Source organism: Candidatus Palauibacter sp., assembly GCF_965216145.1.
In the GTDB taxonomy this organism is placed as follows: domain Bacteria; phylum Gemmatimonadota; class Gemmatimonadetes; order Palauibacterales; family Palauibacteraceae; genus Palauibacter.
Window position 1 is genome coordinate 3,560,076 of record NZ_OZ244149.1, and the last position, 23,575, is coordinate 3,583,650.

The 23,575-nt window shown below is 70.4% G+C and carries 24 protein-coding genes; 4 read left to right on the forward strand and 20 right to left on the reverse strand.

Annotation, left to right across the window (positions count from 1 at the left end; all coding sequences use genetic code 11):
• Positions 1-31: 31 nt before the first annotated feature.
• From ACOOHF_RS15330 to ACOOHF_RS15370, 9 genes are all read right to left on the reverse strand, one after another.
• Positions 32-724: a hypothetical protein gene (locus ACOOHF_RS15330; protein ID WP_420462324.1), complete on the reverse strand. Its 693-nt coding sequence runs from the start codon at positions 722-724 to the stop codon at positions 32-34.
• Positions 725-734: 10 nt separating this feature from the next.
• The gene (locus ACOOHF_RS15335) at positions 735-1,736 is read right to left on the reverse strand and encodes a vWA domain-containing protein (protein WP_419935694.1); all 1,002 of its coding nucleotides are present in this window, start codon (positions 1,734-1,736) and stop codon (positions 735-737) included.
• Entirely contained in the window at positions 1,727-2,713 is a 987-nt protein-coding gene (locus ACOOHF_RS15340; protein WP_419935695.1) for a VWA domain-containing protein, read from the reverse strand. The genes ACOOHF_RS15335 and ACOOHF_RS15340 overlap by 10 nt, the downstream gene beginning before the upstream one ends.
• Positions 2,710-3,618 carry a hypothetical protein gene (locus tag ACOOHF_RS15345; RefSeq protein WP_420462325.1) on the reverse strand — a complete coding sequence of 303 codons (909 nt, stop codon included), beginning with the start codon at positions 3,616-3,618 and terminating at the stop codon, positions 2,710-2,712. The genes ACOOHF_RS15340 and ACOOHF_RS15345 overlap by 4 nt, the downstream gene beginning before the upstream one ends.
• On the reverse strand, positions 3,615-4,547 hold the full coding sequence (locus ACOOHF_RS15350; protein ID WP_420462326.1) for a DUF58 domain-containing protein: 933 nt from the start codon (positions 4,545-4,547) through the stop codon (positions 3,615-3,617). The genes ACOOHF_RS15345 and ACOOHF_RS15350 overlap by 4 nt, the downstream gene beginning before the upstream one ends.
• Complete coding sequence (locus tag ACOOHF_RS15355; protein ID WP_420462327.1) at positions 4,544-5,566, reverse strand: AAA family ATPase; 1,023 nt, start codon at positions 5,564-5,566, stop codon at positions 4,544-4,546. Before ACOOHF_RS15355 ends, ACOOHF_RS15350 begins: the two co-directional genes overlap by 4 nt.
• Before the next feature lie 152 nt (positions 5,567-5,718).
• The gene (locus tag ACOOHF_RS15360) at positions 5,719-6,450 is read right to left on the reverse strand and encodes a pseudouridine synthase (protein ID WP_420462328.1); all 732 of its coding nucleotides are present in this window, start codon (positions 6,448-6,450) and stop codon (positions 5,719-5,721) included.
• A 24-nt stretch (positions 6,451-6,474) separates the two neighbouring features.
• Positions 6,475-7,062, reverse strand: coding sequence for an SMC-Scp complex subunit ScpB (gene scpB, locus ACOOHF_RS15365; protein WP_420462329.1), 588 nt, complete (start codon positions 7,060-7,062; stop codon positions 6,475-6,477).
• Positions 7,059-7,838, reverse strand: coding sequence for a segregation and condensation protein A (locus tag ACOOHF_RS15370; RefSeq protein ID WP_420462330.1), 780 nt, complete (start codon positions 7,836-7,838; stop codon positions 7,059-7,061). The genes scpB and ACOOHF_RS15370 overlap by 4 nt, the downstream gene beginning before the upstream one ends.
• Positions 7,839-8,093: 255 nt before the next feature.
• Here ACOOHF_RS15370 and rpsT point away from each other — a divergent pair, with 255 nt between their 5' ends.
• Positions 8,094-8,348: a 30S ribosomal protein S20 gene (gene rpsT, locus ACOOHF_RS15375; RefSeq protein ID WP_419935702.1), complete on the forward strand. Its 255-nt coding sequence runs from the start codon at positions 8,094-8,096 to the stop codon at positions 8,346-8,348.
• Positions 8,349-8,400: 52 nt separating this feature from the next.
• On the opposite strand, the gene ACOOHF_RS15380 is transcribed toward rpsT, so the two are convergent.
• From ACOOHF_RS15380 to pyrR, 4 genes are read right to left on the reverse strand one after another with little or no spacing between them, the layout of a single operon-like run.
• The gene (locus ACOOHF_RS15380; protein WP_420462331.1) at positions 8,401-9,156 is read right to left on the reverse strand and encodes a hypothetical protein; all 756 of its coding nucleotides are present in this window, start codon (positions 9,154-9,156) and stop codon (positions 8,401-8,403) included.
• Positions 9,153-10,454, reverse strand: a complete 1,302-nt coding sequence (locus tag ACOOHF_RS15385; protein ID WP_420462332.1) for a dihydroorotase — start codon at positions 10,452-10,454, stop codon at positions 9,153-9,155. The genes ACOOHF_RS15380 and ACOOHF_RS15385 overlap by 4 nt, the downstream gene beginning before the upstream one ends.
• The gene (locus ACOOHF_RS15390; RefSeq protein ID WP_420462333.1) at positions 10,451-11,425 is read right to left on the reverse strand and encodes an aspartate carbamoyltransferase catalytic subunit; all 975 of its coding nucleotides are present in this window, start codon (positions 11,423-11,425) and stop codon (positions 10,451-10,453) included. The genes ACOOHF_RS15385 and ACOOHF_RS15390 overlap by 4 nt, the downstream gene beginning before the upstream one ends.
• Positions 11,422-11,976 carry a bifunctional pyr operon transcriptional regulator/uracil phosphoribosyltransferase PyrR gene (pyrR, locus tag ACOOHF_RS15395; protein WP_419936847.1) on the reverse strand — a complete coding sequence of 185 codons (555 nt, stop codon included), beginning with the start codon at positions 11,974-11,976 and terminating at the stop codon, positions 11,422-11,424. Before pyrR ends, ACOOHF_RS15390 begins: the two co-directional genes overlap by 4 nt.
• 164 nt (positions 11,977-12,140) lie before the next feature.
• Here pyrR and ACOOHF_RS15400 point away from each other — a divergent pair, with 164 nt between their 5' ends.
• Complete coding sequence (locus ACOOHF_RS15400; RefSeq protein ID WP_420462334.1) at positions 12,141-14,108, forward strand: Na+/H+ antiporter NhaC family protein; 1,968 nt, start codon at positions 12,141-12,143, stop codon at positions 14,106-14,108.
• 26 nt (positions 14,109-14,134) lie between these two features.
• On the opposite strand, the gene tadA is transcribed toward ACOOHF_RS15400, so the two are convergent.
• Together tadA and gltX are read right to left on the reverse strand one after the other, a co-directional pair.
• Entirely contained in the window at positions 14,135-14,611 is a 477-nt protein-coding gene (gene tadA / locus ACOOHF_RS15405; RefSeq protein WP_420462335.1) for a tRNA adenosine(34) deaminase TadA, read from the reverse strand.
• Positions 14,608-16,089, reverse strand: a complete 1,482-nt coding sequence (gene gltX / locus ACOOHF_RS15410; protein ID WP_420462336.1) for a glutamate--tRNA ligase — start codon at positions 16,087-16,089, stop codon at positions 14,608-14,610. The genes tadA and gltX overlap by 4 nt, the downstream gene beginning before the upstream one ends.
• 77 nt (positions 16,090-16,166) lie before the next feature.
• Between gltX and ACOOHF_RS15415 the strand changes: the two genes are divergently transcribed.
• Complete coding sequence (locus ACOOHF_RS15415; protein WP_420462337.1) at positions 16,167-17,456, forward strand: thiolase family protein; 1,290 nt, start codon at positions 16,167-16,169, stop codon at positions 17,454-17,456.
• Here the strand turns inward: ACOOHF_RS15415 and ACOOHF_RS15420 are convergent.
• Complete coding sequence (locus ACOOHF_RS15420) at positions 17,453-18,511, reverse strand: COX15/CtaA family protein (protein ID WP_420462338.1); 1,059 nt, start codon at positions 18,509-18,511, stop codon at positions 17,453-17,455. The two genes, ACOOHF_RS15415 and ACOOHF_RS15420, sit on opposite strands and share 4 nt — an antisense overlap.
• A gap of 109 nt (positions 18,512-18,620) precedes the next feature.
• Here ACOOHF_RS15420 and ACOOHF_RS15425 point away from each other — a divergent pair, with 109 nt between their 5' ends.
• Positions 18,621-20,375: an ABC transporter ATP-binding protein gene (locus tag ACOOHF_RS15425; RefSeq protein WP_420462339.1), complete on the forward strand. Its 1,755-nt coding sequence runs from the start codon at positions 18,621-18,623 to the stop codon at positions 20,373-20,375.
• Between the two features lie 84 nt (positions 20,376-20,459).
• Here ACOOHF_RS15425 and ACOOHF_RS15430 read toward each other — a convergent pair whose 3' ends face one another.
• The 4 genes from ACOOHF_RS15430 to ACOOHF_RS15445 all read right to left on the reverse strand — a co-directional run bounded on the left by ACOOHF_RS15430 (position 20,460) and on the right by ACOOHF_RS15445 (position 23,546).
• Complete coding sequence (locus ACOOHF_RS15430) at positions 20,460-21,389, reverse strand: hypothetical protein (RefSeq protein WP_420462340.1); 930 nt, start codon at positions 21,387-21,389, stop codon at positions 20,460-20,462.
• Between the two features lie 176 nt (positions 21,390-21,565).
• Positions 21,566-21,781, reverse strand: a complete 216-nt coding sequence (locus ACOOHF_RS15435) for a hypothetical protein (RefSeq protein WP_419941524.1) — start codon at positions 21,779-21,781, stop codon at positions 21,566-21,568.
• Positions 21,782-21,924: 143 nt separating this feature from the next.
• Positions 21,925-22,485 (reverse strand): TlpA family protein disulfide reductase, encoded by a 561-nt coding sequence (locus tag ACOOHF_RS15440; RefSeq protein ID WP_420462341.1) that lies wholly within the window; start codon positions 22,483-22,485, stop codon positions 21,925-21,927.
• Positions 22,479-23,546: an amidohydrolase family protein gene (locus ACOOHF_RS15445; RefSeq protein ID WP_420462342.1), complete on the reverse strand. Its 1,068-nt coding sequence runs from the start codon at positions 23,544-23,546 to the stop codon at positions 22,479-22,481. Before ACOOHF_RS15445 ends, ACOOHF_RS15440 begins: the two co-directional genes overlap by 7 nt.
• Between the last annotated feature and the right edge of the window lie 29 nt (positions 23,547-23,575).

Genomic DNA, 23,575 nt, shown 5'->3' on the forward strand with positions numbered 1-23,575 from the left:
CTACGGTGACGCGAGGCGTCCCGCAGGCGTTCTACCAGTTGCGCTCGACCACGGGATCCTGGAAGCGGTTGCGCCCCATCACACGGTCGCGGATCGCGGCCTCGGCATCGCCCGCCTGGTCGAGGAGGGCCGCCGCCTCCTCCGGAGACAGCATCTGCAGTTCTCCGGAACCGGCCGCCGCCGCCGCGCCCGCCCCGCTTCCCTGAGGAGACTGTCCTTCGCCGCTCTGCTGGTCGTCGCCGCCGCTCTCGCCCTCCTCCTCGAGCCAGCGCTCGATGAGTTCGAGGTTCCAGCGGGCGTCCTCGTCGTCCGCCCGGGCGCGGAGGACGGCGCGGAAGGCCTCTCGCGCGGACTGGAGGGCGGCTCGCCTCGCGGACGGGTCGTTCTGCGCGGAGCGGCCGTCCAGCGCCGAGCTGAGTCCGAGGTTGTAGAAGGCGCTCTGCCGCACCTCTTCGCGCTCGCTCCCTATCGACTGCTGGAGGGGGACCTGCGCCTCCGACACCTGGCCATCGTTGAGGAGGGCGGTCCCGAAGTTGTACTGGTCGATCGGCCGGTTCGAGGAAGCGGCCCGCTCGCGGTAGCGCTCGACGACCTCTGATTCGGTCGTCGGCTGCACGCCCTCCGCCGCCTGGCGCGCCCCTCCGGGGGGCCCGGCCTGCTGGACCCCCGCCGTGAGGACGGCGAGCGATGCCGACGCGATCGCGAGGCCAAGAATCGTACGCATCCGTTCCGGTTCACCCACGTGGCAAGAGGAACCCTTCGCCCCAGAGGCTGACGAAGGCGAGCAGCAGCAACACGGCCACGGCCAGGTCGTCCGTCGACGTCACCGGATCCCGCGTGCCACGGGCCAGTTCGTCGTCGATCTCCGCGATGCCCTCGTCCCCGCGAACATAGCGGCCGCCGGTCGCGGTCGTCATCTCCATCAGCGACGCCTCGTCGAGCCTCGTGACGACGGGGTTGCCGTCCGGGCCCTGCAGGACGGACGCCCCGCCCCTCCGGCGCGCCGCCATCGTCGGGTCCAGCGACGCCTCACGCGTAAGGGGGATCTGACCGCCGGCCGTCGTTCCGATCCCGACCGCGTGGATCACGATCCCGTCGCCCCGAGCGCGGCCGATCGCCTCGCCGAACGGCGGGCCGGCGGTCTCCTCGCCGTCGGAGAAGACGACGATCGACTTCTTCGCACCCTCCTCCCCGCCGGCGAGGAGATCGATCGCCTGCGTCAGACCGGCGGCGAGCGACGACCCGCCGAGCCCCACCGCGGCCGGCCGCACTCCCTCGGCCAGCATCTCGATCGCGCTCACGTCCGTGGTCAACGGCGAGAGCACGTACGCCCGGCCCGCGAAGTATACGACGCCGATCCGTCCCTCGAGGCGCGTCGCGAGGCGCGCCGCGAGCTCCCGCTGAACCTGAAGGCGGTTCGGCTCGACGTCGCCGGCGAGCATCGAGTTCGAAGCGTCGAGGAGCAGGATCGTCTCCGTGCCACTCTCGTCCAGGCGTCGGGCCTCCGTCCCGCCGGACCCGGAGGCGAGGGCGACGGCGCTGACGCCCAGCGCGAGGAGGGCCAGGCGCACGGACGAAATCGCGTCGGCCGGGAGCCGCACGTACCGCTCGAGCAGAGACGCGTCGGCGAGCCGCGCCCGGTCGGCGGACGACCGCCGGGTCGCGAGCAGCCGCAACCCGACCGCGAGCGCGCCGACGAGAAGGGCGATCGGGAGAGGCACCACGATCAGACCCACACCCGGCGCGAGCGCGTCGCGGCCAGGAGAAGCTCGAACAGGATCAGGGCCAGCGCGGCGATGAGCAGTTCCCTCCGCATCCCGACGCGCTCCTCGGTTCGGATTTCCTTGATCGGCGTGGTCTCGAGTTCGTTGATCCGTTCGTAGATCTGCGTCAGGCCCTCGGGGTCGGTGGCGCGGAAGTAGACGCCGCCGGTGCGGGTCGCCATCCGCTCGAGCAATTCGTCGTTCACGTTCACGCGGATGTTCGCGTACTGGTAGCCGAAGGCGGTACGCGCGACCGGGACCGGCGCGACGCCGTCCCGCCCGACGCCGATCGTATAGACGCGGATGCCGAGTGACGCCGCGGCGGCTGTCGCCTCCTCGGGCGAGATGCCGCCGCTGTTGTTGTCTCCATCGGTGAGCAGGACGACGATGCGCGATTCCGGCTCGAGGTCGCGGAGGCGGTTCGAAGCGGTGGCGAGCGCGACGCCGATCGCGGTCCCATCCCGCAGCTGTCCCGCTTCCAGGCGTTCCACGGCGCTCTCGACCACGGGGTGATCGAGCGTCCCGGGAACCATGGTGAGGGCTTCGCCCGCGAACGCGACGAGGCCCATCCAGTCGGACTCGCGTCCCTCTATGAAGCGGATGACCTCCCGCTTCGCGACCTCGATCCGGTTGTCCGGGCGGAAGTCCTCCGCCAGCATCGAACTGGAGATGTCGACGGCGAGCATGATCGCCACCCCCTCGCGCTCCGACTCGACCCGCTCCCAGACGCGAACGGGGTTGACGAGCGTGATTACGACGAGGGCGAGGGCGATCGTCCGCAGGACCGGCGGGAGCCACCACCACAAGCGACCCCGTCCCCCGGAACCGGCAAGACGCGCGATGTCGGGATAGGGGAGCCGGATGCGGCCGGCGCGGAGCAGCGCCCACCCCAGCGGCAAGAGGAGGAGGAGGAGGAGGAAGGGCCAGCCCGGGAGCGCGAAACCGGTCATCCCGCGTCCTCCCCATCGGCGTGCGGCTCTTCCGGGTCCGGCTCCGGCTCCGGCATCTCCGAGCGCACGAACGCCTCGCCGATTTCGATGTCGGCGATGGGACCGCGCCGGTCCGTCCGCAGCCGGGCGAACCTGGCCATGATCGAGTGGCGCAGGGCCGAGATCAGGCCCGCATCGGAGTCGCCGAGTCCGAGCAGTTCGCTCGAGGGCGCCCAGCCGCGCGTCTCGCGCGCGTAGCGCCTGAGGGTGGCTTCGTACCCGTCGTAGAAGCGGTCCCCGGTCAGCCGGCGCTCGACCCAGACGCGGCGGAGGCGCGTGAATTCCCGCAGCGCGAGGTCACCGGGGTGAAGTGGCCCCTCGGGGCCGGGTGGCGCGAAGCGGCGCCTGCCCCACGTCCACCAGGCGAGTCCGGCCACCGCCGCCAGGAGCACGAGGAGCCACCACGGAGACGCGCCAAACCGCAGGAATGGACGGGCGTCGCGCAACTCGAGCGCCTCGTCCCCGGGGAGGACGCTGAAGACGGCCACCGGCGGCGGCTCGAGCGTGCGGGTCACACCGCCCGCGCCGACGAGTTGCGCCTCGACCGGCGGGATGGCGAGCGTATCGGCCCGCCACGCGACGAGCGTGTACTCGGCCTCCCAGCGACGTCCGTCGTCGGCCGAGAGAATCCGCGCCGGTGCCGCCTGCTCGAGCGACTCGGGGAGGTCCAGGAGCGCGGGGAACCGCACCTCCCCGGACCGCGCCTGCTCGACGACGAGCCGGACCGTGAACAGCTCGCCGACGCGAACCGAATCCGCCTCCACGGTCGCTTCGAGGTCCACCGCCGCCTGGCCCGCCAGATCCGGCGCGAGGCCCCACGCGGCCCAGAGCAGCAGCCCGAAACCAGGCCGGGCACCCCGCCTCACCGCAGCCTCCGCCGACCGCGGGCCGCGAAGAAACCGGCGAGTCGCGACTCGTACGGGACGTTGGTGCGGAGCCGCATCAGGTCGACGTGGCAGCGTGCGCAGAGCACCTCGAGCTTGCGGTCCCGCGCCTCCGAGCGACCGGTCAGCCTCTCGCGCACTGCGTCGTCTCCGAGGTCGACCACCGCGCGCCGGCCCGTCTCGGGATCGACGACCTCCACCCAGCCCGCTTCGGGGATCGTCGTCTCCGCGGGGTCGTCCACCGCGAGCACGACCACATCGTGGCGGCCGGAGAGGGCGAGCAGCGGGCGGGCGAGATGGGCGGCCCCCACGAAGTCCGAGATGACGAACACCAGGGAGCGCGCCGTGAGCATGCGCGCCGCGGTGACGAGGGCGAGATCGACGTCGGTGCCCTTCCCTTCCGGCTGGACCATCAGGAGCTGGTGCAGAAGACGGAGGTTGCGGTTACGGCCCCGGGCGGGACGGGCGTAGCTCTCGATCCGGTCGCTGAACAGGAGCATCCCGACCGGATCGCCGGCTCGCATCGCGGCCATGGCCAGTACGCTCGCGACTTCCGCCACCAGGTCGCGCTTCAGCGTCCCGCGCGTACCGAACTCGTTCGACGCGGAAACGTCGACGATGAGGAGGACGGCCAATTCGCGTTCTTCGACAAAGCGCTTCACGTAAGGGCGGCGCATGCGCGCCGTGACCTTCCAGTCGATCGCCTGGAACGGATCGCCGGGTTGGTACTCGCGGACCTCCGAGAACTCGATCCCGTGTCCGCGAAAGAGCGACGGGTACGGCCCCAGGGCCGGGTTGTCCATGAACCGCCGGCTCTTCAACTCGAGCCGCCTCACCTCCTTCGAGGCCGTGGCCGGGTCGGGCATCGACGCCGGCCGGAGCGGGCGCCACAGGAGTTCGCGGAACCTCACGGCACCGGGACGGTCTCCAGCAGACGGTCGAGGATGTGCTCGGCATCGAGTTGCTCCGCCTGCGCCTGGAAGGTCAGAACGAGCCGATGACGGAGGACATCGCGGGCGATCGCCTTCACGTCTTCAGGAACCACGAAGGCGCGGCCCTCGACAAACGCATGGGCCCGGGCCGCCCTGGCCAGGTAGATCGTCGCCCGCGGGGAGGCGCCGAACTCGATCCAGTCGACGAGGTCCGGGAGACCGTGCGAAGCCGGCTCCCGCGTCGCCAGCACGAGCGCCAGGATGTAGTCCTCCAGCCGCTCATCCAGATAGATGTCCGGGAGCACGGCCCTCGCGGCCATGATGCGATCCGGCTCCACGACGGGCCGGACGGGTGGCGGATCCTCCCCCGCCATGAGGCGCATGATGGAACGCTCCTCCTCCGGCGCGGGGTAGTCGACGCGGGTCTTGAACATGAAGCGGTCCACCTGCGCCTCGGGGAGCGGGTACGTCCCCTCGTGTTCGATCGGATTCTGCGTGGCCATGACGAGGAACGGGACGGGAAGAGGGTGGGTCTCCTCCCCGATCGTCACCTGACGCTCCTGCATCGCCTCGAGCAGCGCGGACTGGACCTTGGCCGGCGCGCGGTTGATCTCGTCGGCGAGGACGATATTCGCGAAGATGGGGCCGCGCTTCGCGGTGAACGTCCCCGTCTTCTCTTCCCATACCAGCGTTCCGACGACGTCGGCCGGAAGCAGGTCCGGCGTGAACTGGATTCGCCTGAACGTCGTGTGGATGGTCTCGGCCAGAGTGCTGACCGTGAGGGTCTTGGCGAGACCCGGCACGCCCTCGAGCAGGATGTGGCCACCCGTGATCAGGCTCATGAGAACGCGGTCGAGGAGGAGATGCTGTCCGACGATGCGCTTCCCCAACTCGTTCCGGACATCGGGTATGAAGGACCCGGCCTCGCGAATCGATGCGGTCTGGGTCTCGAGGGCCTCCTCCGAGATCCGTTCGGCCGTCCCGGCTTGTGCGTTCATGCGCTCTCTCGTGGTGCGCGGTTATCGTCGCGAGGCGAACAGCCCGTGTCGCATGGCGCTGCTATGCTCCATCTTCGCGCCTCGTCAGGCAAGCACCGTTTCGCTTGCCGGCGGGGCGGCGGAATCCTCGCCGCGAACCGGCAGCCCGATCTTCACTCCCGCGCGAGCCGGGAGCAAGCCGCCCGCTCGAGCGCCGCGCGCTCTGCCCGCGTCAGATCGCGGGAGTGCCCGGCCGCCAGGGCGCCGAGTTCGATGGGGCCGAACGAGGTCCTTCGCAGACGCCGGGTCGTGACCTCGAGGCGCGCCAGCATGCGTCGGATCTCGCGGTTTCGTCCCTCGGCGAGGACGATCTCCACCGCCGGCCGGCGGGTTCCGGGTCCTCCGACCCAGCGGGCGCGACGGGCCCGCGCCGGCCCATCCGAGAGCGCGACCCCCTCCCGCAGCCGGGCCGGGAGGTCCGCCGCCACCGGCTCGATGAGTTCGACGACGTAGGTCCGGTCCAGTTCCGCACTCGGGTGGAGCAGCCGGTTCGCGAGATCGCCTTCGTTGGACAGCAGGATCAACCCCTCGCTCATGAAGTCGAGCCGACCCAGATGGGGCAGGTGGTGCGCGTCGGCCGGCACCAGATCGTAGATCGTCGGACGCCCGGAGGGATCTCGTCGCGTGCAGGCGTATCCCGGCGGCTTGTGGAGCGCCAGCCAGCGCGCCGCCTTGAGTGCGACCCGTCGATGGTCGACCTCGACGCGCTCCGTCTCGGGGTCCACGCGGGTGCCGAGTCGCGTGACGACGCGTCCGTTCACCCGGACCCGGCCTGCGGTGATCAACGTTTCGCATTTGCGGCGGGAGGCCACACCCGCCCGGGCGAGGAATTTCTGGAGACGCACGAGGCGGAACCGGGACCGCGCGGCTCAGGGCCGCCCGGCCGCGCCGTCGCCCGTCGGGTCCGCCGGTAGCGCAACCTCCGCCGACTCCGGCCGGGCGAGGGCGATCGACAGATCGTCGGGCGTCGGCAGGTCGGCGAGCGACTGCAGGGCAAAATGATCCAGAAACCGCGGTGTCGTGCCGTAGAGGAGGGGTCTCCCGAGGCCCTCGCCCCGCCCCGTGACCTCCACGAGTTCCCAGTCCTGGAGCGTACGCAGCACCGACGTGGAGGCGACCCCGCGGATCTCCTCGAGTTCGATGCGCCCGATGGGCTGCCGGTACGCGATGATCGCGAGCGTCTCGAGCGCGGCGCGGGACAGCGTCGGAGGTCGCGGCACGGAATCGAACCGTTCGAGGTAGGGCGCGAACTCCGGGCGGGTGAGGATCTGGAACCCGTCTCCGAGCTGGTAGATCTGGAAGGCCCGGCCCTCGTCCTCGTAGTGCCCCCGGAGCACGTCGAGCGCCTCTCGCACCCGCCGTACGTCGAGCGATTCGTCGGCGCGCGCCAGTTCCCTCGCCGTAAGCGGCGTCTGGCTGGCGAAGAGCGTGGCTTCGACGATCTGCTCGGGACTCATCCGCTCTCGTCTCCGGCCCCGGCGCGCCGCGGGCGGCGGCCGAAGAGCCAGATCGCGCCGAAGCGCCGCGTCTGCTCGATCCGGAGGACCTGCTGTTTGGCCAACTCCAGGCAGGCGAGGAGCGCGGCCACCACATGATGCCGCTCCCGCCACGAGGAGAAGAGCCGGGTGAAGGGCACGCGCTCGTCCTCGCCGAGCAGCCGACGGATGACCCCGACCTTCTCTTCGACCGTCACGGTCCGGATCGGTGCGACATGTCTCGTGACCGGATCGGGTTCCGGAATGTGGGCGAGGACCGACAGGAAGTCCTCCAGCGTCGTCGACAGCTCCATGCCTTCCCGCTCGCGGACCGGGGACGGAGGCAGAAACCCCTTCGCCAGGAGGCGCCGTCGCTCGAATTCCGCCACGCCCAGCAGCCGGGAGACTTCCTGGAACAGTTCATACTCGAGGAGCCGACGCACGAGTTCCGCCCGCGGGTCGTCTTCCCACTCCGGGTCGCGCCGTCCCGGGAGCAGGAGCCGCGCCTTGATGCGCACGAGCGTCGCGGCCAGTTCGAGGAATTCGCCGGCCCGGTCGAGTTGTAGCCGATCGATCCTGCCGGTGAGCGCCTCCTGGAACTGACGGGTGATCCGGGAAATGGGGATGTCGAAGATGTCGATGTCCTGGGACCGGATCAGGTGGAGGAGCAGATCGAGGGGACCCTCGAACCGGTCTAGTTCCACGACGAACGGCTGGGCCGCCTGCTGGCTGGGCAGTCGGTTGGGAACCGCCGTCAACAGTCCTCCCCTCCACACGCCGGCCGGAGCTTCGCGGGGTGCCTCGCCGGCCATGCTGTCCGGACCGAACGAGCGAAGTGCCCGTTGTCGGGCGGACAGTGGTTGTCGGGCGGATAATGTAACACGACGAAGGTCACGGCGCGTCCGCGCGGACGCCGAGTTGGAAGTTGACCACCGACTCCCCTATTTTGCGTTTCCCTCGGGGGCGAAGTATGGTCTGCGCCCTCGAATCCCTGCGGAGGAGTGGAGTACCGAGTGCCGAATAATGCGAGCCAGGCGAAACGACTGCGCCAGTCCCGGATGAGGAGACTCCGGAACCGGCAGGTGAAATCCGAGATCCGGACGCGAAGCAAGAGACTCTTCGCGATGACTTCCCCGGAAGAGGCGGAACCCGCGCTGTCCGAACTGTACCAGGTGCTCGACCGTGCGGCCCGCCGCAATGTGCTCAAGCCGAACACGGCGGCGCGGCAGAAGGCGCGAGCCTCGCGGCACGTCCGGGACCTGGCCTGATCCGCACCCGTCCCACCCGCCTGCGGGCGGGACTCCAGCCCGTGATGCGAGACTAGTTCGGGCCTTCGTCCGACCTCTCCTCTTCATCCAGCATGGCGGAAACCGCGTCGAAGGGACCGGTCTCCCCCAGCGACAGCGACTCCAGGAAGTCGAGTTCGTCCGCGAACTCGCTCCCGGCCCCGGCCGCGTCGGACGACGGCTCTCCTTCGTCTTCGTCCGCCACCGCTTCGGGGTCAACCTCCGGCTCGGGGTCGACTTCCGACGCGCGGTCGACTTCAGCCGCGGCGTGGACTTCAGCTTCGGCTTCGATCACGGGTTCGGTGTCGATCGCGGGTTCGGCCTCGGGGGCGGTGGTGCGTTCGATGACGCCGGACAACATGGCGATCATCTCTTTCTCTCTCTCGATACGCATGCCGAGATCCGCCAGCTCCCGTTCGATCGGCGCCCGTCGCGCCTTCAGCTCGGCTTCGCTGAACTCCCCGACCTCGTGCCGCAGTTCGATTTCCTCGAGGTGCGACGCGTGTGCCCCCATCTCCGCGCGCAGCGACTCCTGCAAGGCTTCCCGCTCGGAGACGATCTCGACGAGCAGCGGACGCTGCGCGGCGAGCCGGGTGTCCGCCGACCGAAGCCGGACCTGGTAGTCCCGGCGGATCCTCTCCACGACCTCCGGCCGCGCTTCCAGGGCGCGATCCTTGAGACGTTCGATCCACCGGAGGATCTCCTCCGACGCCTCCGCCAGCCGGCGAACTTCCTGCGGGACTGCGGAATCCGGGTCCGTCATGCCCTCTTCCACCTTTTCGGCGCTCACCGCCGTTCGTACCGGGTCTCACCACCTACGATGGTGCGTCGCACCCGACCCCTCACCTCCCAGCCCTCGAAGGGCGTATTACGACTTCGCGAGCGGAAGCCGGCCGAGTCGACGGTCCACTCGTCCTGCGGGTCGAACACGACGATGTCCGCGGGACTGCCGGGGCGCAACGTACCCCCGTCGATCCCCATCGTACGAGCGGGGGCCGTCGACATGCGATCGATGAGCCGGGGGAGCGGAAGATCTCCGGGGGTTACGAGTTCGCCGATGCAGACCGCCAGCGCGGTCTCGAGACCGACGATGCCGAAAGGTGCATCGTCGAATTCCCGTTCCTTCTCCTCGTAGTGGTGCGGCGCGTGATCCGTCGCAATGCACTCGATGACGCCGTCGATGACCCCCTGGCGAACGCCGAGCCGGTCGGCTTCCGAGCGGAGGGGGGGGTTCATCTTGGCCTCCGTCCGATACCCCCGCACCGCTTCCTCGGTGAGGGTCAGGTGGTGAGGCGTGACCTCCCCGCTGACGCGAACCCCGCGCTCGCGCGCGCGCCGGATGAGGTCGACGGCCTCACAGGTCGAGACGTGCTGGATATGCACGTGCCCGCCGGTGAGTTCGGCGAGATAGATGTCCCGCGCGACCACGGTCGCCTCCGACGCGTTGGGAATCCCTCGCAGTCCGAGGGCCGTGGCCACGGCCCCTTCATTCATCACGCCGCCGGCCGAGAGCGCCATGTCCTCCGCGTGCTGGAGTACGGGGATGTCGAACGACTGGGTGTACTCCAGCAGCCTCCGCATGAGCGACGGGTCATGGATCGGGTGCCCGTCGTCGGTGACGGCGACGGCACCGGCCTCCACGAGGCCGCCGATCTCCGTCATCTGCACGCCCGCGAGACCCCGCGATGCGGCACCCACCGGGCTGACACGCGCGCCGCCCTCTCCCTGCCGCGCCCAGCGCCGTGCCTCCTCGCGCACGAAGCCCACGGCGGCGGGATCGTCCAGCGGCGGATCCGTATTCGGCATCGCCCACACCGTGGTGAAGCCGCCGGCCGCCGCCGCCCGGGCTCCGGAGCGGATCGTCTCCTTGTGTTCGGCCCCCGGCTCCCTCAGGTGGACGTGCACGTCGATCAGCCCGGGGGCGACGACGAGCCCTTCCGCCGAGACCCGCGGAACCCCGTCCGGCCCGGCGATCCCCCGCGCCACGGCCGCGATCCGCCCGTCCTCCACGAGGACGTCGAGTACATCGTCCGTACCCGCGGACGGGTCGATCACCCGTCCGCCGGCGAGAAGGAGCGAGCGGCTCACGCGCCCCCCACCTTGGCGGATTCCGCCAGTTCCGGGCGACCGCCGGCGAGCAGATAGAGGACGGCCATGCGAACCGCTACGCCGTTCGTCACCTGCGGGAGGATGACCGAACGCGGGCCGTCCGCCACGTCGGAGTCGATCTCGACCCCCCGGTTCATGGGCCCGGGGTGGAGCACGACCATCTCGTCCGGGGCGCGCGCCAGCCGCTCGGAACTGACCCCGAACACCCGATTGTACTCCCGCAGCGAGGGGACGTAGCCCCCCTCCATCCGCTCCAGCTGGAGTCTCAGCACGTACAGCACGTCGCACCACTCGATCGCTTCCTCGATCGCGTCCAGCCGCTGGACCCCGAGTTCCTCGATGCCGGCGGGGATCAGCGTACGCGGCCCGCACACGGCCACCTCGGCGCCGCACTTCACGAGACCCCAGATGTTCGACCGCGCGACGCGCGAGTGCCGGATGTCGCCGACGATGCAGACGCGCCGCCCGGCAATCGCGCCGAACCGGTCCCGGATCGTGAGCAGGTCGAGCAGGGCCTGGGTCGGATGCTCGTGCTGCCCGTCGCCGGCATTGATGACGTTCGAGGGGATGCGGTCGGCGAGGAACTTGGCCGCCCCGGACGAACCGTGACGGACGACGACCATGTGGATCCGCATCGCCTCGAGGTTTCGCGCCGTGTCGACGAGCGTTTCGCCCTTCTGCACGGACGAGCCGGTCGCCGAGATGTTGACGGTGTCGGCCGAGAGCCGCTTCTCGGCGAACTCGAAGCTGATGCGGGTCCGCGTTGACGGCTCGAGAAAGAGGTTGACGATCGTCTGCCCGCGGAGGACAGGCACCTTCTTGATCTTCCGCTCGCTGATCTCCTTGAACGGCTCCGCGGTGTCGAGGATCGCCTCGATCTGGGCGCCGCTCAGCGACTCGAGGCCGACGAGGTCCTTCCCGAGGCCGAGGTCCCTGCCCCCGGTCGTCATGCTTCCTCCTCCGGGGCGGAGCCGTTCACGTCGACCACATCGACGCCCCAGGCCCCGTCCGTGTCCGCCACGCGCACCGCGACATCCTGGTCGGGACCGAGATCGATCACCCGTCCGACGTAGTCGGGCTGGATCGGCAGTTGGCGCCCGCCCCGGTCCACGAGGACGCAGAGCTGGATGCAGCGGGCCCGCCCGAAGTCCGACAGTTCGTTGAGCGCCGCCCGGATCGTCCTCCCGGTGTGGAGCACATCATCGACGATCACGACGTGCGCATCCTGGATGGACTCGGGAATCTCGGTCGTCCCCACGACAGGAAGCGCACCGACCTGCCCGAAGTCGTCCCGGTAGAGCGTGATGTCGAGCGAACCGATCGGGACCGGCCCGCGCGAGGGTTCGAGGTGACGACCGATCTCCGCCGCGATGGCATCCCCGCGACGGCGGATGCCGACGAGGATGAGGCGGGCGGCGGGCTCGATGGCCCGCTCGAGCTGCGCGGAGAGATCCGCCAGCAGGGTCCTGGCAGCGGCCTCGTCGAGGACGTTTTGCGTCAGTTTGGTCTCGGCTTCGGTCGATCCGGTACGGCGGCGCGGCGCTTAGCAGCCCGTGGCAAGAGCCCCGCTGCATTCGAGCGGCGATCCATCGCGCCACGGGCTGCCGGTCGGCCTCGATCGGGCGGCAGTATAGCCCTCCCGCGACGCCTCGGGTAGGTTCGGGCATGCGAATCCGATCCGACGTTTCGCGGCGCGCGGGGTTGGGGCTCGCGGCCCTGGGGCTCGCGGCGCTGGGGCTATCGCCACGCGCGGCGCTCGCGCAGGAAGGCCCCGCCCTCACCGTGGACGGCCCCGCCGTCGTCCTCACCAACGTGCCGTTCTCGCTGGCGCTGCGCACCGAGGACGGAGAGAACGCCCGCTATCGCGTCCTCTCGGCCGACGGGCGCGAACTCGCCGCCGGAGACCTGCCGATCCGGGCCGAGACGAACGTGGACGGACTCCGCGTTGCGGGCGAAGGGCTGCCCCTCACCGTGCAGATCGAGGCGGATCAGGGCTCGGCAAGCGAAACGGTCGACCCGCCGCGGTTCCCGGGCTGGATCAGCCTCCTGCCGCCGCTCATCGCCATCGCCCTCGCGCTCATCTTCCGCCACGTCGTGGTGTCGCTCTTCTTCGGGATATGGCTCGGCGGCTTCTTCGTCGCCGGGCTCAATCCCCTGGCCGGACTGTGGCGGTCGATCGACACCTTCATCGTTCCGTCGCTGGCCGACGCCGACAACGCCTCGATCCTGATCTTTTCGGCGCTCCTGAGCGCCATGGTGGGCGTCATCTCCCGCTCCGGAGGAACGCGCGGGATCGTCGAGGCCGTGCGCCCGCTGGCCACCACGCCGCGGCGCGCGCAACTGGCCACCTTCTTCGCGGGCCTCGGCATCTTCTTCGACGATTACGCGAACACGCTCATCGTCGGGAACACCTTCCGTCCCATCACGGACAAGCTGAAGGTGTCGCGCGAGAAGCTGGCCTACCTCGTGGATTCCACCGCGGCGCCGGTGGTGACGATCGTCTTCGTTTCGACCTGGGTCGGGTTCGAGATTTCCCTGATCCGCGACGGGCTGCGCATTGCCGCCGAACAAACCCCCGACCCCGCGCTGGCCGGAGCCCTCGCCGCGGCGAGTCCGTTCACGGTCTTCCTGAGCAGCATCCCGTTCCTCTTCTATCCCATCCTCGCCCTGTTCATGGTCGCCCTGGTCATCGTGACCCAACGGGACCTCGGCCCCATGCACGCGGCGGAGACGCGGGCGCGTACCGGAGGCGGCGTCTTTCGTCCCGGGTCGCAGCTCATGGTCAACACGGAGGAGACGGGACTCGACGCGCCGGAGGGGGTTCCCCTGCGCTGGTACAACGCGGCCATCCCCGTCGTCACGGTCGTCGTCGTCGTCCTCCTCGGGCTGTACTTCGATGGCCGCAGCGGGGCGGGGACGGGCGCCTCGATCTGGGACACGTTCGGGGCGGCGGACCCGTTCAAGGCGATCCTGTGGGGCTCGCTCTCCGGCTGCATCGTCGCGATCGGGCTGGCGACGTCGCAGAGGATCCTCTCGCTGAAAGAGGCGCTGGAAGGCTGGCTCGCCGGGATCCGCGCCATGACGATGGGGTTCGTGATCCTGACCCTGGCCTGGTCGCTCGGGGAGGTGACGAACCAGCTCGCCACGGCGCAGTACCTCACGCAGGTGCTCGAGGGCAGCCTCGCCCCCGAACTGGTACCCGTCCTCACCTTCGCGACGGCGGCGGTCGTGAGCTTCTGCACCGGGACCTCGTGGGCGACGATGAGCATCCTGCTCCCGCTGGTCGTACCGCTCATCGTCGCCCTCGGCGGAGCGGCCGGCTTCGAGACGGGGGCGGGAGGCGGGCTCCTCGTGAGTTCGATCAGTGCGGTCCTCGCCGGATCGATCTTCGGCGACCACTGCTCGCCGATCTCGGACACGACGGTCCTGAGTTCGATGGCGTCGGCGTGCGATCACATGGACCACGTGCGTACGCAGCTTCCGTACGCACTCATCGTGGCCGCGGCGGCGATGCTCTTCGGGCACGTCGGCACGTCGTACGGGCTGCCCACCTGGGTCGCGTACGTCCTCGGGATCGGGGGCCTGCTCGCCGTCATGCGTTTCGTCGGGAGGCCCGTTCCCGCCCGCGCCTGACCCGCCACCCGCCCGGTCGCCGCGCTTTACCGGCGCGCGCGAAAGAAATTCCGCAGGAGGCGCGCCGACTCCCCCGCGAGGACGCCGGCGACGAGTTCGACCCGGTGGTTGAGCCGCGAATCCTGCGCCAGGTTCTCGACCGATCCGCACATCCCCGCCCTGGGATCCGGCGCGCCGAACACGAGGGTCCCTACGCGAGCCAGCACGGCAGCCCCCGCGCACATCGCGCACGGTTCCAGGGTGGCGTAGAGGGTGTAGCCCTCGAGGCGCCAGTCGCCGAGCTTCGCGGCCGCGGCACGCAGCGCGAGGACCTCCGCGTGGGCCGTGGGGTCGGCAAGCTCCCGCGTGCGGTTGTGCGTCTCGGCCGCGATCCGGCCCTCCGGGTCGACGACGAGGGCGGCCACGGGCACCTCCCCGCGCGCGCCGCCGCGGGCCGCCAGCTCGAGCGCCCGTCGCATGCGCGCCTCGTGGTCGGCGGGGCCGAAAGGCGGCGTGCCGGTCACGCGGTCACCCCCTCCGCCTCCGCCTCGAGGAAACGGACGGCCGCCTCGAGTCGGGCCCGGACGCGCTCGCGCCCCATCGCCCCGAGTACCTCGAAGATCCCGGGACTCACCGCCTGCCCCATGAGCGCGACGCGGAGGGGGTTGATGACGCGCCCGGCCCCCACACCGAGCCGGGCCGCCACCCCCCGGACCTCGGCCTCCAGCGTCTCGACGTCGCGGAAGGAGGCTTCCTCCGCGAGCCGCACCGCCAGCTGTCGCAGGTGTTCGGCGGTCTCCGCGGGGCGTTTCCAGAAACGGCGCACCGCGTCCGGTTCGTAGCGGACCGAGGCCGCGAAAAAGGGAGACACCTGCCGCGCCAGCGCGGGGAGCGTGCGCGGACGCCCCTTCACGAGGTCGATGATCGCCGCGAGGCGGTCGGCCGACGCATCGAGTTCCGGGTGCGTCTCGGCCAGACGCAAGCCCGCCTCCCGGGCCTCCGCGCGCAGGATCCCGATCACGGGGTGGGCCAGAACGGCCGGCGGCGACGCGGCGATGTGCCGCCCGTTCAGCCACCCGAGCTTGTCGACATCGAACACGGCGCTCTTTCGGAGCACGCGCTCGATCGAAAAGGCCTCGACGAGACCGCCCACATCGAACCGCTCGCGGTCGTCCCCTGGAGACCAGCCCAGGAGCGCGAGGAAGTTCACCATCCCTTCGGGCAGGTAGCCCTCGTCGCGGTAGGCGAGGACGGACATGGCCCCGTGACGCTTCGAGAGTCGCTTGCCGTCGGATCCGAGGATCAGCGGCACGTGCCCGAAGGCGGGGAGCGGTGCCCCGAGCGCCCGATAGAGGAGAATCTGCTTCGGCGTATTCGAGATATGATCATCCCCGCGAACGACATGCGAGATCCGGGCATGGGCGTCATCGGAGACGACGGCAAGGTTGTAGACAGGTGTGCCGTCGGAGCGGAGGACGATGAAATCGTCGATCGAGCCGGCCGGGAACGACATGGGGCCGTGAATCATGTCCTCCCAGCCGATCGCCTCCCCCGGCACCCCGACGCGCAGCGCGAACGGCTCGCCCGCCTCGGCGCGCGCGCCCGAGGTGGCGGCGTCCAGACGACCGCAGCGGCCGTCGTACCCATACCCGGAGCCGGCCTGTTTCGCCTCCTCGCGGCGGCGCGCGAGTTCGTCCGCCGTACAGAAGCAGCGGTAGGCGGCGTCCTGCTCCAGGAGGCGGTACGCGTCCTCCCGGTGACGATCGATTCCGTCGGCCTGGAACACCGGGCCCTCGTCCAGGTCCAGCCCCAGCCAGTCGAGGCCGTCGAGGATCGCCTGCGTGTGCTCCGGACGCGAGCGCGCCCGGTCCGTGTCCTCCACGCGGAGGAGGAAGACGCCCCCCTCCCCTCGCGCGAAGAGCCAGTTGAACAGCGCGGTGCGCGCCCCGCCGACGTGCAGAAACCCCGTGGGGCTGGGGGCGAACCTCACCCGTACGGTCATCTGTGCTCCCTTTCCAATCAGGCGGCGGCCGCCGCGACACGTTCCATCTTGGGAGGACGTTCGATAGGATGCCACGCATGAATCCCGGTTCGGCTTTCGTCCTCCCCGGCCTGCGCACCCCGTTCACGAAGATGGATCGTGAACTGGCGCGCTTCGACGGCCTCGCCCTGTCCGCACCGGTCATCCAGCAAACGGTCGCGGGCGACCGCGGACCGGGCCGGGATGCCGCGGCGCGGATCGACCTCGTCCTGTGGGGCGCCGTCATCCCCTCCCTCACCGTGAGTAACTGGGGCCGGGAGGTCTGGTTCGAGTCGGGGTTGTACCCCGGCGTGCCGGCGCAGGGCATCGTCCAGGCGTGCGCGACTTCGCTCGCCGCCGCCACCCACGCGGCCGGACAGGTCGGGGCCGGGAGAGCGGACCTCGTGCTCTGCGGCGGCGTCGAGTCGATGAGCCACACTCAGATCGGACTCTCGCAGGGGCTCAGCAGGAAGATCCGGTGGGCCGGGCGCGCGGGCAGCTTCCCCCGCATGGTCCGGACGCTGGGCGACATCCGCCCGCGCGACCTCCGCATCACGGTGCCCGCCGTGGCGGAGCGCACGACCGGGAAGACGATGGGTGAGCACACCGAGGAGATGGCGCGGGAATGGGGGATCCCGAGGGAGGCACAGGACCGCCTCGCGCTCGCGAGCCACGAGGGGGCCACCCGGGACGGGGGGAAGTTCTTCCGATCCCTCCTCGTGACCCCCGGCACCTTCCCGGTGGACGGCGACACGCTGCCCCGCTCCGGCACCTCGCTGGAGAAGCTCACCGGCCTTCGCCCCGCGTTCTCCCGCTCGGCGGGGACGCTCACGGCCGGCAACTCGTCACCGCTCACCGACGGGGCGGCGGCGTGCTGGGTCGCCTCGGAAGCGGGTCTGTCGACGCTTCCCGAGGCCCTGCCCCGGGCGAGACTCCTCGACTGGAGCCAGGCGGCGATCGACCCGGAGCGGGAAGGACTCCTCATCGCCCCCGCGATCGCAATCGCACGGTTGCTGCACCGCCACGGGCTGTCGCTGGACGACATCGGGCTGTGGGAGATCCACGAGGCGTTCGCCGCGCAGGTCCTGTGCACGGTGGCCGCGCTCGAGAGTCCGGAGTGGCTCGCGGCGCGCTCGCCGGCGAAGGACGGTCTCGGCGCGTTCCCGCGGGAGCGCATCAACCCGAACGGGGGCAGCGTCGCTCTCGGTCATCCCTTCGGCGCCACGGGGGCGCGCATCCTCTCTCAGACGGTGGTCGAACTCGCGTCCCGGCCGGCCGGGACGCGGGCCATCGTCAGCGTCTGCGCCGCCGGCGGTCTCGGCCACGTGGCTCTGCTGGAGGCGGTCTAGCAGCGCCGCAGTTCGAAGGTCAGGCCCAGGAGCGCGGTGAAGAGGACGAGCGCGTTCGCCTGATGGAGCACCGCGAGGGGGATGGGGACGAAGAGGAGGAGCGTGGCGACCCCCAGCACCGCCTGCACCCATACGGCCGCGAAGCCCGCGTGCGCCCACTTCATCGCCGCCCCTCCCGCGCGCCGCGCGCACGCCCACCACAGGGCCGTCACCCCGACCAGCAGCAGCATCGCCAGGACGCGGTGATCGAACTGCGCCGTGGTCCGGTTCTCGAACAGGTTGAGCCACCAGGGGCTGGCCGCGAAGAGGTCGGGCGGGATCCAGTCGGACCCCATCCTGGGAAATGTGTTGTGGACGAGCCCGGCGTCGAGCCCCGCCACGAAACCACCCGAGAGCATGGTGAGCGCGGCGAGGCCGAGGACGACGGCCGACCAGCGCCCCGGCCTCCCACCTGATCCCCGGTCGGAGGCCGCGGCCCCGTCCTCGGGTCTCAGCAGCGCGAGCGCGGTCCACAGCGAGAGTGCGTAGACGAGGACCGCGAGCGCCAAGTGCGCGGTGAGGCGGTAGGGACTCACGCGCGGGACATCGACGAGCCCGCTCTGCACCATCCACCAGCCGAGCAGCCCCTGCGCCCCCCCGAGCGCGAAGATGATCAGGAGCCGAGGGACCATCGATCGCGGGATGATCCGTCGCCACAGGAACACCGCGAAGGGCACGATGAAGACGAGCCCGATCACGCGCCCCAGCAGCCGGTGCGCGTACTCGAACCGGAAGATGCGCTTGAATTCCGCGAGGGACATCCCCCGGTTCACGAGCCGGTATTCCGGCGAGGCCTGGTAGGCCGCGAACTCCCGCTCCCAGGCCTCGGCGCTGAACGGCGGGACGACGCCGCTGACCGGCTCCCAGTCGACCATCGAGAGGCCCGACCCGGTGAGCCGTGTGACCCCTCCGAGGATGAGCGTCGATGCGACGAGCGCGCAGCCGACGAGCAGCCAGGCCGCGAGGATTCGGGCGCGGCGCGGTGATTGGATTCGGCTGAGGGGCGGTGTCTTCAAGCTCTCCGCGGCGCGTTGCGCCGGTCTCGTGGCCCGTGCGAACTTCCGGCTCCTCCCGGAGTCACCGGGGCGCGGAAGATAGACGGGGGCGGTGGAGAGGCCAAGCGCGATGTCGGACTCCGGACGACGGATTTCTCTGTTCGCGCTGAAGCGGCTCGCCCCGCGGCTGCGGGCTCATCGGCCGGCCCTCGTCGGTGCCGGGATCTGTCTCCTCTTCAGCACCGCCATCGGCCTCGTCTTCCCTCTCGTCGTGCGCTACCTGATGGACGCGGCGTTCGGCGACGGAGATGCGGCGCTCCTGGGCGCGATCGCGCTGGGGCTGCTGGGACTCTTCGCACTCCAGGGCCTGTTCAACTTCGGGGAGACGTACTGGCTGGGGGCGACCGGAGAGCGCGTCGTGACCCAGTTGCGCGACGAACTGTTCTCGAAGCTGGTCGGGCTCTCCCCCGGATTCCACGCGGGGCGTGCGAGCGGCGAACTCACCTCGCGGCTCGCCTCCGACTGTTCGACGCTCCAGCAGATCATGGGGCACCAGATCGCCGAACTCGTGCGGCAGATCCTCTTTCTGGTCGGTGCGCTCGTGCTGCTCACGTTCCTCCACTGGCAACTCATGCTGACGACGCTGGCGGTGGCCCCCATCGTCGTGCTCGCCGGCTTCGCGCTCGGGCGGCTGCTCCGCCGCCGGAGCACCGAGGTGCAGGATCGGCTCGCCGAGGCGCACGCGGTCGCGGACGAGGCCTTCGGCCAGATCGAGATCGTCCAGAGCTTCGTCCGGGAGAGGTGGGAGCGCGCCCGCTACCGGGCCGGAATCGACGCCGCGCTCGAGGCGGCGCTCTCGCGGGCCATCGTGCGCGCCGTGCTGTTCGGGGTTCTTACGGTCGTCGCGTTCGGCGGCGTCGTGATCGTCCTCTGGCAGGGAGGGCGGCTCGTGCTCGCGGACCAGATCACGGCCGGGCAGCTCGTGTCGTTCCTCCTCTACGCCTTCTCCGTGGCGGCGGCCATCATGGCGCTGGCCTCGCTCTGGGGCTCGTACCAGGAGGCGCAGGGCGCCGCGCGCCGCGTGTTCGACCTGCTCGATCGCGAGAGCACGATCGTCGAACCGGCCGACCCCAGGTCACTCGCGGGCCACGGACCGCCGGAGATCGCCTTCGACGCCGTGTCCTTCCGCTACGGAGAGACAGAGCCCTGGGCGCTGGAGGCGATCGACGCGACGATCGCTCCGGGCGAGGTCGTCGCACTCGTGGGCCCGAGCGGCGCCGGGAAGACGACCTTCGCCTCGCTCATCCCCCGCTTCTGGGATGTCACGCGAGGGGGGGTGCGGGTGCGCGGGGTGGACGTGCGCGAGTGCGCCCTCGCGGAGCTCCGGTCACGGATCGGCGTCGTCCCGCAGGACCACCCGCTCTTCGCCGGGACGATCGCGGAGAACATCGCCTACGCCCGGCCGGACGCGCACCACGCGGCGATCGAGACGGCCGCGGCGGCGGCGCACGCGCGCGAGTTCATCGAGCGGCTGCCGGACGGCTACGAGACAATGGTCGGCGAGCGTGGCGTGCGGCTCTCGGGCGGCCAGCGGCAGCGGATCGCGATCGCACGCGTCCTCCTCAAGGAACCCGAGATTCTCATCCTCGACGAGGCGACGAGCGGTCTCGACGCGGAAAGCGAGGCGCTGGTGGAGGAGGCGTTGCAGGCGGCCTCGGTCGGACGCACGACGGTCATCATCGCCCACCGCCTGCGCACCGTGCGCCGCGCCGACCGCCTGCTGGTCCTGGACCGGGGGCGGCTCGTGGACATCGGCCCGCACGATGTCCTGATCGACCGCTGCGCCCTCTACCGCCGCCTCTACGAAGGCCAGCAGCTGACGTGAGCCGAATCGGCACCCGGTTGGGGACGGACTTCTCCGCGCGACGCCGAGTCGTCGTGCGTAGGCAGGAAAGTCGAATGTCCGATGCTACTCGTCTTTGGCGGGCAGACGGTACTCGTATACGCCAAACTCGTGGCTCAGGCCGAGCCCGAATACCCTGGGGAACGAGGCGGTCGAGATTCCGATCAGTGGACGATCGAAGACGTATCGTTCCCGGACCTTCCCGTGGCGGTCGAGCACCCATAGTTCCGCCGGGTTCACCTCCATATTCTCCGGGATCGCGCTCGCGAAGAAGGAACCGTCGCGAAGGGCTCCGGTGTCCACTCCAGCCCAATACCGGCCCGCCGCGATCCGTCCTCCGCCCCCGGCGGCGACCATGCCGGACGCCCGGCGCAGCGTCTCCTGGAAGTCAACCCGCCAGTCGTTCAGGACATGGTCGAGTTCGCCGAAACCGAACGCATCGAACAGGGTTCCATCGAGTCGATAGATGCGCCCCTCGGGCAACTCCGGTTTCACGACGGCCAGCAACCCCTCGCCGATGTTCGTGATCGAACACCGGCCGCAGGAGCTGCCGACGAAGCCCCCGTCGCCGAAGGCGCCTGCGATCCGCCCGTCGATCCCGATCCGCTCGTACAGCGTGCCCTCGGGGCCGGGCATGACGGCAACCAGCGTATCGTCCAGCATCGTCAGGTCCAAAGTCCCGCGGTTGAGAGGCACCTCGGTCACCATCCAGCGGGTGGAGCGGTCGAAGACTACGAGCTTCCCGTTTCCACGGTCCAGCACCACCACGTGGTGCCCCGTGACCTCGAAGGCCTCAACATTCCGCAGCTCTCCGGGGCCCTCTCCGTAACGCCCGAAAACCCCCGCGAATTCCCCGCCGGTCGTGAATTCCACGATGAGCTGGTCATCGATATCCACGCCCAGGAGATGGCCCGACGCGGGGTCGTGGCGGAGATCCCTCAGCCGCCCCAGCCAAGCCGTAGCCTCACTCGCGTCCTGTCGCACGATCGTGCGCACGTGCTCCAGAACGTAGGGACGGGAGAGGGATCGATCCGGGCCTTCGGAGCCCCCGCCGCACGATGCCAAGCCGAGGCACATAAGCCCGGCGCTCGCGACACCCGAGAGCCGCCGCGGCAACTTTCCCCTCTTCGGGGGCCGAAGCTGCCGCGAAGGCCCGGACGAAAGAAACGACCTCAACAGCTCCCTCCGAAGCTGGCGTAGTAGTGGGTGTCGCTGTAGTTGCACCTGATGGGCCCGAGATCCTCATCGTCGCAATGGGTAAAGGATCCGGCCGAATCGAAGGGACAGTCGTCGTCGCAGGTGCCGGCTTGAGCGTCGCCGACGGCGCCAGTCAAGACCATGAGGATGGAGAGGATCACGGGTCGGACGATCTTGCTGATTCCGGTCATCGAGCATGCTCCCTTCGGTTTCGCCGGTCGCTCGGACCGACTTGTCTCGTCGGCACCTGTACAGGCCGACAGTCTCGGGAGCACATCCTACCCCCCCCCCCCCTTCAATCATGCAACCCGATCATTACCCGACACTTCCGGCGTCAGGGGAGGAGGGCTTCGATCTCCTCCCCCAGCGATTCGACGGTCTGGGGACCGAGAAGCGCCTTCCGGATCCACCCTTCGGCGTCCACGATCAGGGTGGTCGGGAAGCCCACGGCCTCGAACGTGGCGACGGCGTCGTCCATCCCGAGCATCCAGTTGGGGTAGTCGGCGCCGAAGTCGGCGAGGAAATCGCGGATCTCCTCCGGGTCGCCGGACTCGACGGCGAGTCCGAGGACGATGACGGGCCGGCCGGCGTAGGACCGGGCCAGCTCCACGAGTTCCGGCAGCTCATCGCGGCACGGGAGGCACCAGGTGCCCCACAGGTTCGCGACGACCACGTTGCCCCGCAGGTCGTGGAGGCTCGCCTCGCCGCCCTCCAGGGTGCGGAACGCGTCGTCGGGCGCTCGCTTCGCCCCCGAAGGCACCTCGGCCACGGAGCCCGTCGCCGCCTCGGGGCGATTCGCCGTCTCCCCCCCGGCCGCGTCGGGCACCTCGCCGCCCGTCCCGCAACCCAGCCCGGACAGCGCGAGGAGGGCGACCGCCCCGCGCCCCGTCAGCATCCCGGACCCCCGCCACGGCCCGATCCGCCCGCGTTGTCCGGCGTGAGGACCACCCCGGGCAACGCGTATGTCAGCTCACCGTCATCGACCACGAAGGTGCCGTTTACGAGTACGTAGTCCACGCCCGAGGCGTACTGGTGCGGCTCGAAGAACGTCGCGTTGTCCTGGAGTTCATCGAGGTCGAGGACCGCGATGTCGGCCACCAGCCCTTCGCGGAGCAGCCCGCGGTCGCGCAGCCCGAGCACCTGGGCCGGGAGCGTCGTCATCGATCGGACCGCACTCTCCACCGAAAGGACGCCCAGGTCCATCGCGTAACGCTTGATCTTCCGCGGGAAGGTGCCGTAGAAGCGCGCGTGGACCGGCCCGTCTCCGGGGAGCGCGATCCCGGCATCGGAGGCCGTCACCAGCCACGGGTGGGCCGAGAACTCCTCCACGTCGATCTCCGACAGCGAGAAACCGCGCACGCGGGCCCCGCCCGCCCGCCCGCGGTCACCCTCGAGCTGCAGCCGGATCGCCACGTCGACGGGGAACGCGTCCCACTCGGCGGCGAGTTCCGCCACCGTCTTCCCGATCAGGGTCTCATCCGGATGGTCCATGATGACGAGGTTCTCCGGACCTCCCCGGCGCCCGATCTCGTGCTCGATGTCGAGGCGGACCTGTTCCCCGCGGTCCGGGTCCGAGAGCGCCTCGCGGAGCGACGCCGCGAAGTCCACCGCCGCGCCCTGCCCCCCCGGCCCGCCGCCGCCGGACCCGCCCCCGGGAAAGATCCAGCGCGGGAGGAGGACCGTATTCCCGTCGCTGCCCGTGGTGTTGTACGGGTACTGGTCGGCCCAGATCGGGACGCCGCGCGCCCGCGCCCGCTCGATCAGCTCCACGAGGGCCCGCCCCGCGCCCCAGAAGTCCGAGCCCCGGGCCTTGATGTGGGTCGCCACCGTCGTGACGCCCGTGCGCTCGGCGACCTCGATGTCTTCGAGCACCGTCGTGATCATGGTCGGGGGGCCGGGATCGTCCTGGCTCGGCCAGAACCACATCGGCGTCATCCCGGAGCTGCGCTCGTGCACGATGTAGACGCCGCCTCCCGCGCCCCGCC

Coding starts and splice junctions, on each gene's coding strand:
- ACOOHF_RS15330 (WP_420462324.1), bottom strand. CDS start 724: ATGCGTACGATTCTTGGCCTCGCGATCGCGTCGGCATCGCTCGCCGTC.
- ACOOHF_RS15340 (WP_419935695.1), bottom strand. CDS start 2,713: ATGACCGGTTTCGCGCTCCCGGGCTGGCCCTTCCTCCTCCTCCTCCTC.
- ACOOHF_RS15355 (WP_420462327.1), bottom strand. CDS start 5,566: ATGAACGCACAAGCCGGGACGGCCGAACGGATCTCGGAGGAGGCCCTC.
- scpB (WP_420462329.1), bottom strand. CDS start 7,062: ATGAGTCCCGAGCAGATCGTCGAAGCCACGCTCTTCGCCAGCCAGACG.
- ACOOHF_RS15390 (WP_420462333.1), bottom strand. CDS start 11,425: ATGACGACCGGGGGCAGGGACCTCGGCCTCGGGAAGGACCTCGTCGGC.
- ACOOHF_RS15400 (WP_420462334.1), top strand. CDS start 12,141: ATGCGAATCCGATCCGACGTTTCGCGGCGCGCGGGGTTGGGGCTCGCG.
- gltX (WP_420462336.1), bottom strand. CDS start 16,089: ATGACCGTACGGGTGAGGTTCGCCCCCAGCCCCACGGGGTTTCTGCAC.
- ACOOHF_RS15415 (WP_420462337.1), top strand. CDS start 16,167: ATGAATCCCGGTTCGGCTTTCGTCCTCCCCGGCCTGCGCACCCCGTTC.
- ACOOHF_RS15425 (WP_420462339.1), top strand. CDS start 18,621: ATGTCGGACTCCGGACGACGGATTTCTCTGTTCGCGCTGAAGCGGCTC.
- ACOOHF_RS15435 (WP_419941524.1), bottom strand. CDS start 21,781: ATGACCGGAATCAGCAAGATCGTCCGACCCGTGATCCTCTCCATCCTC.
- ACOOHF_RS15440 (WP_420462341.1), bottom strand. CDS start 22,485: ATGCTGACGGGGCGCGGGGCGGTCGCCCTCCTCGCGCTGTCCGGGCTG.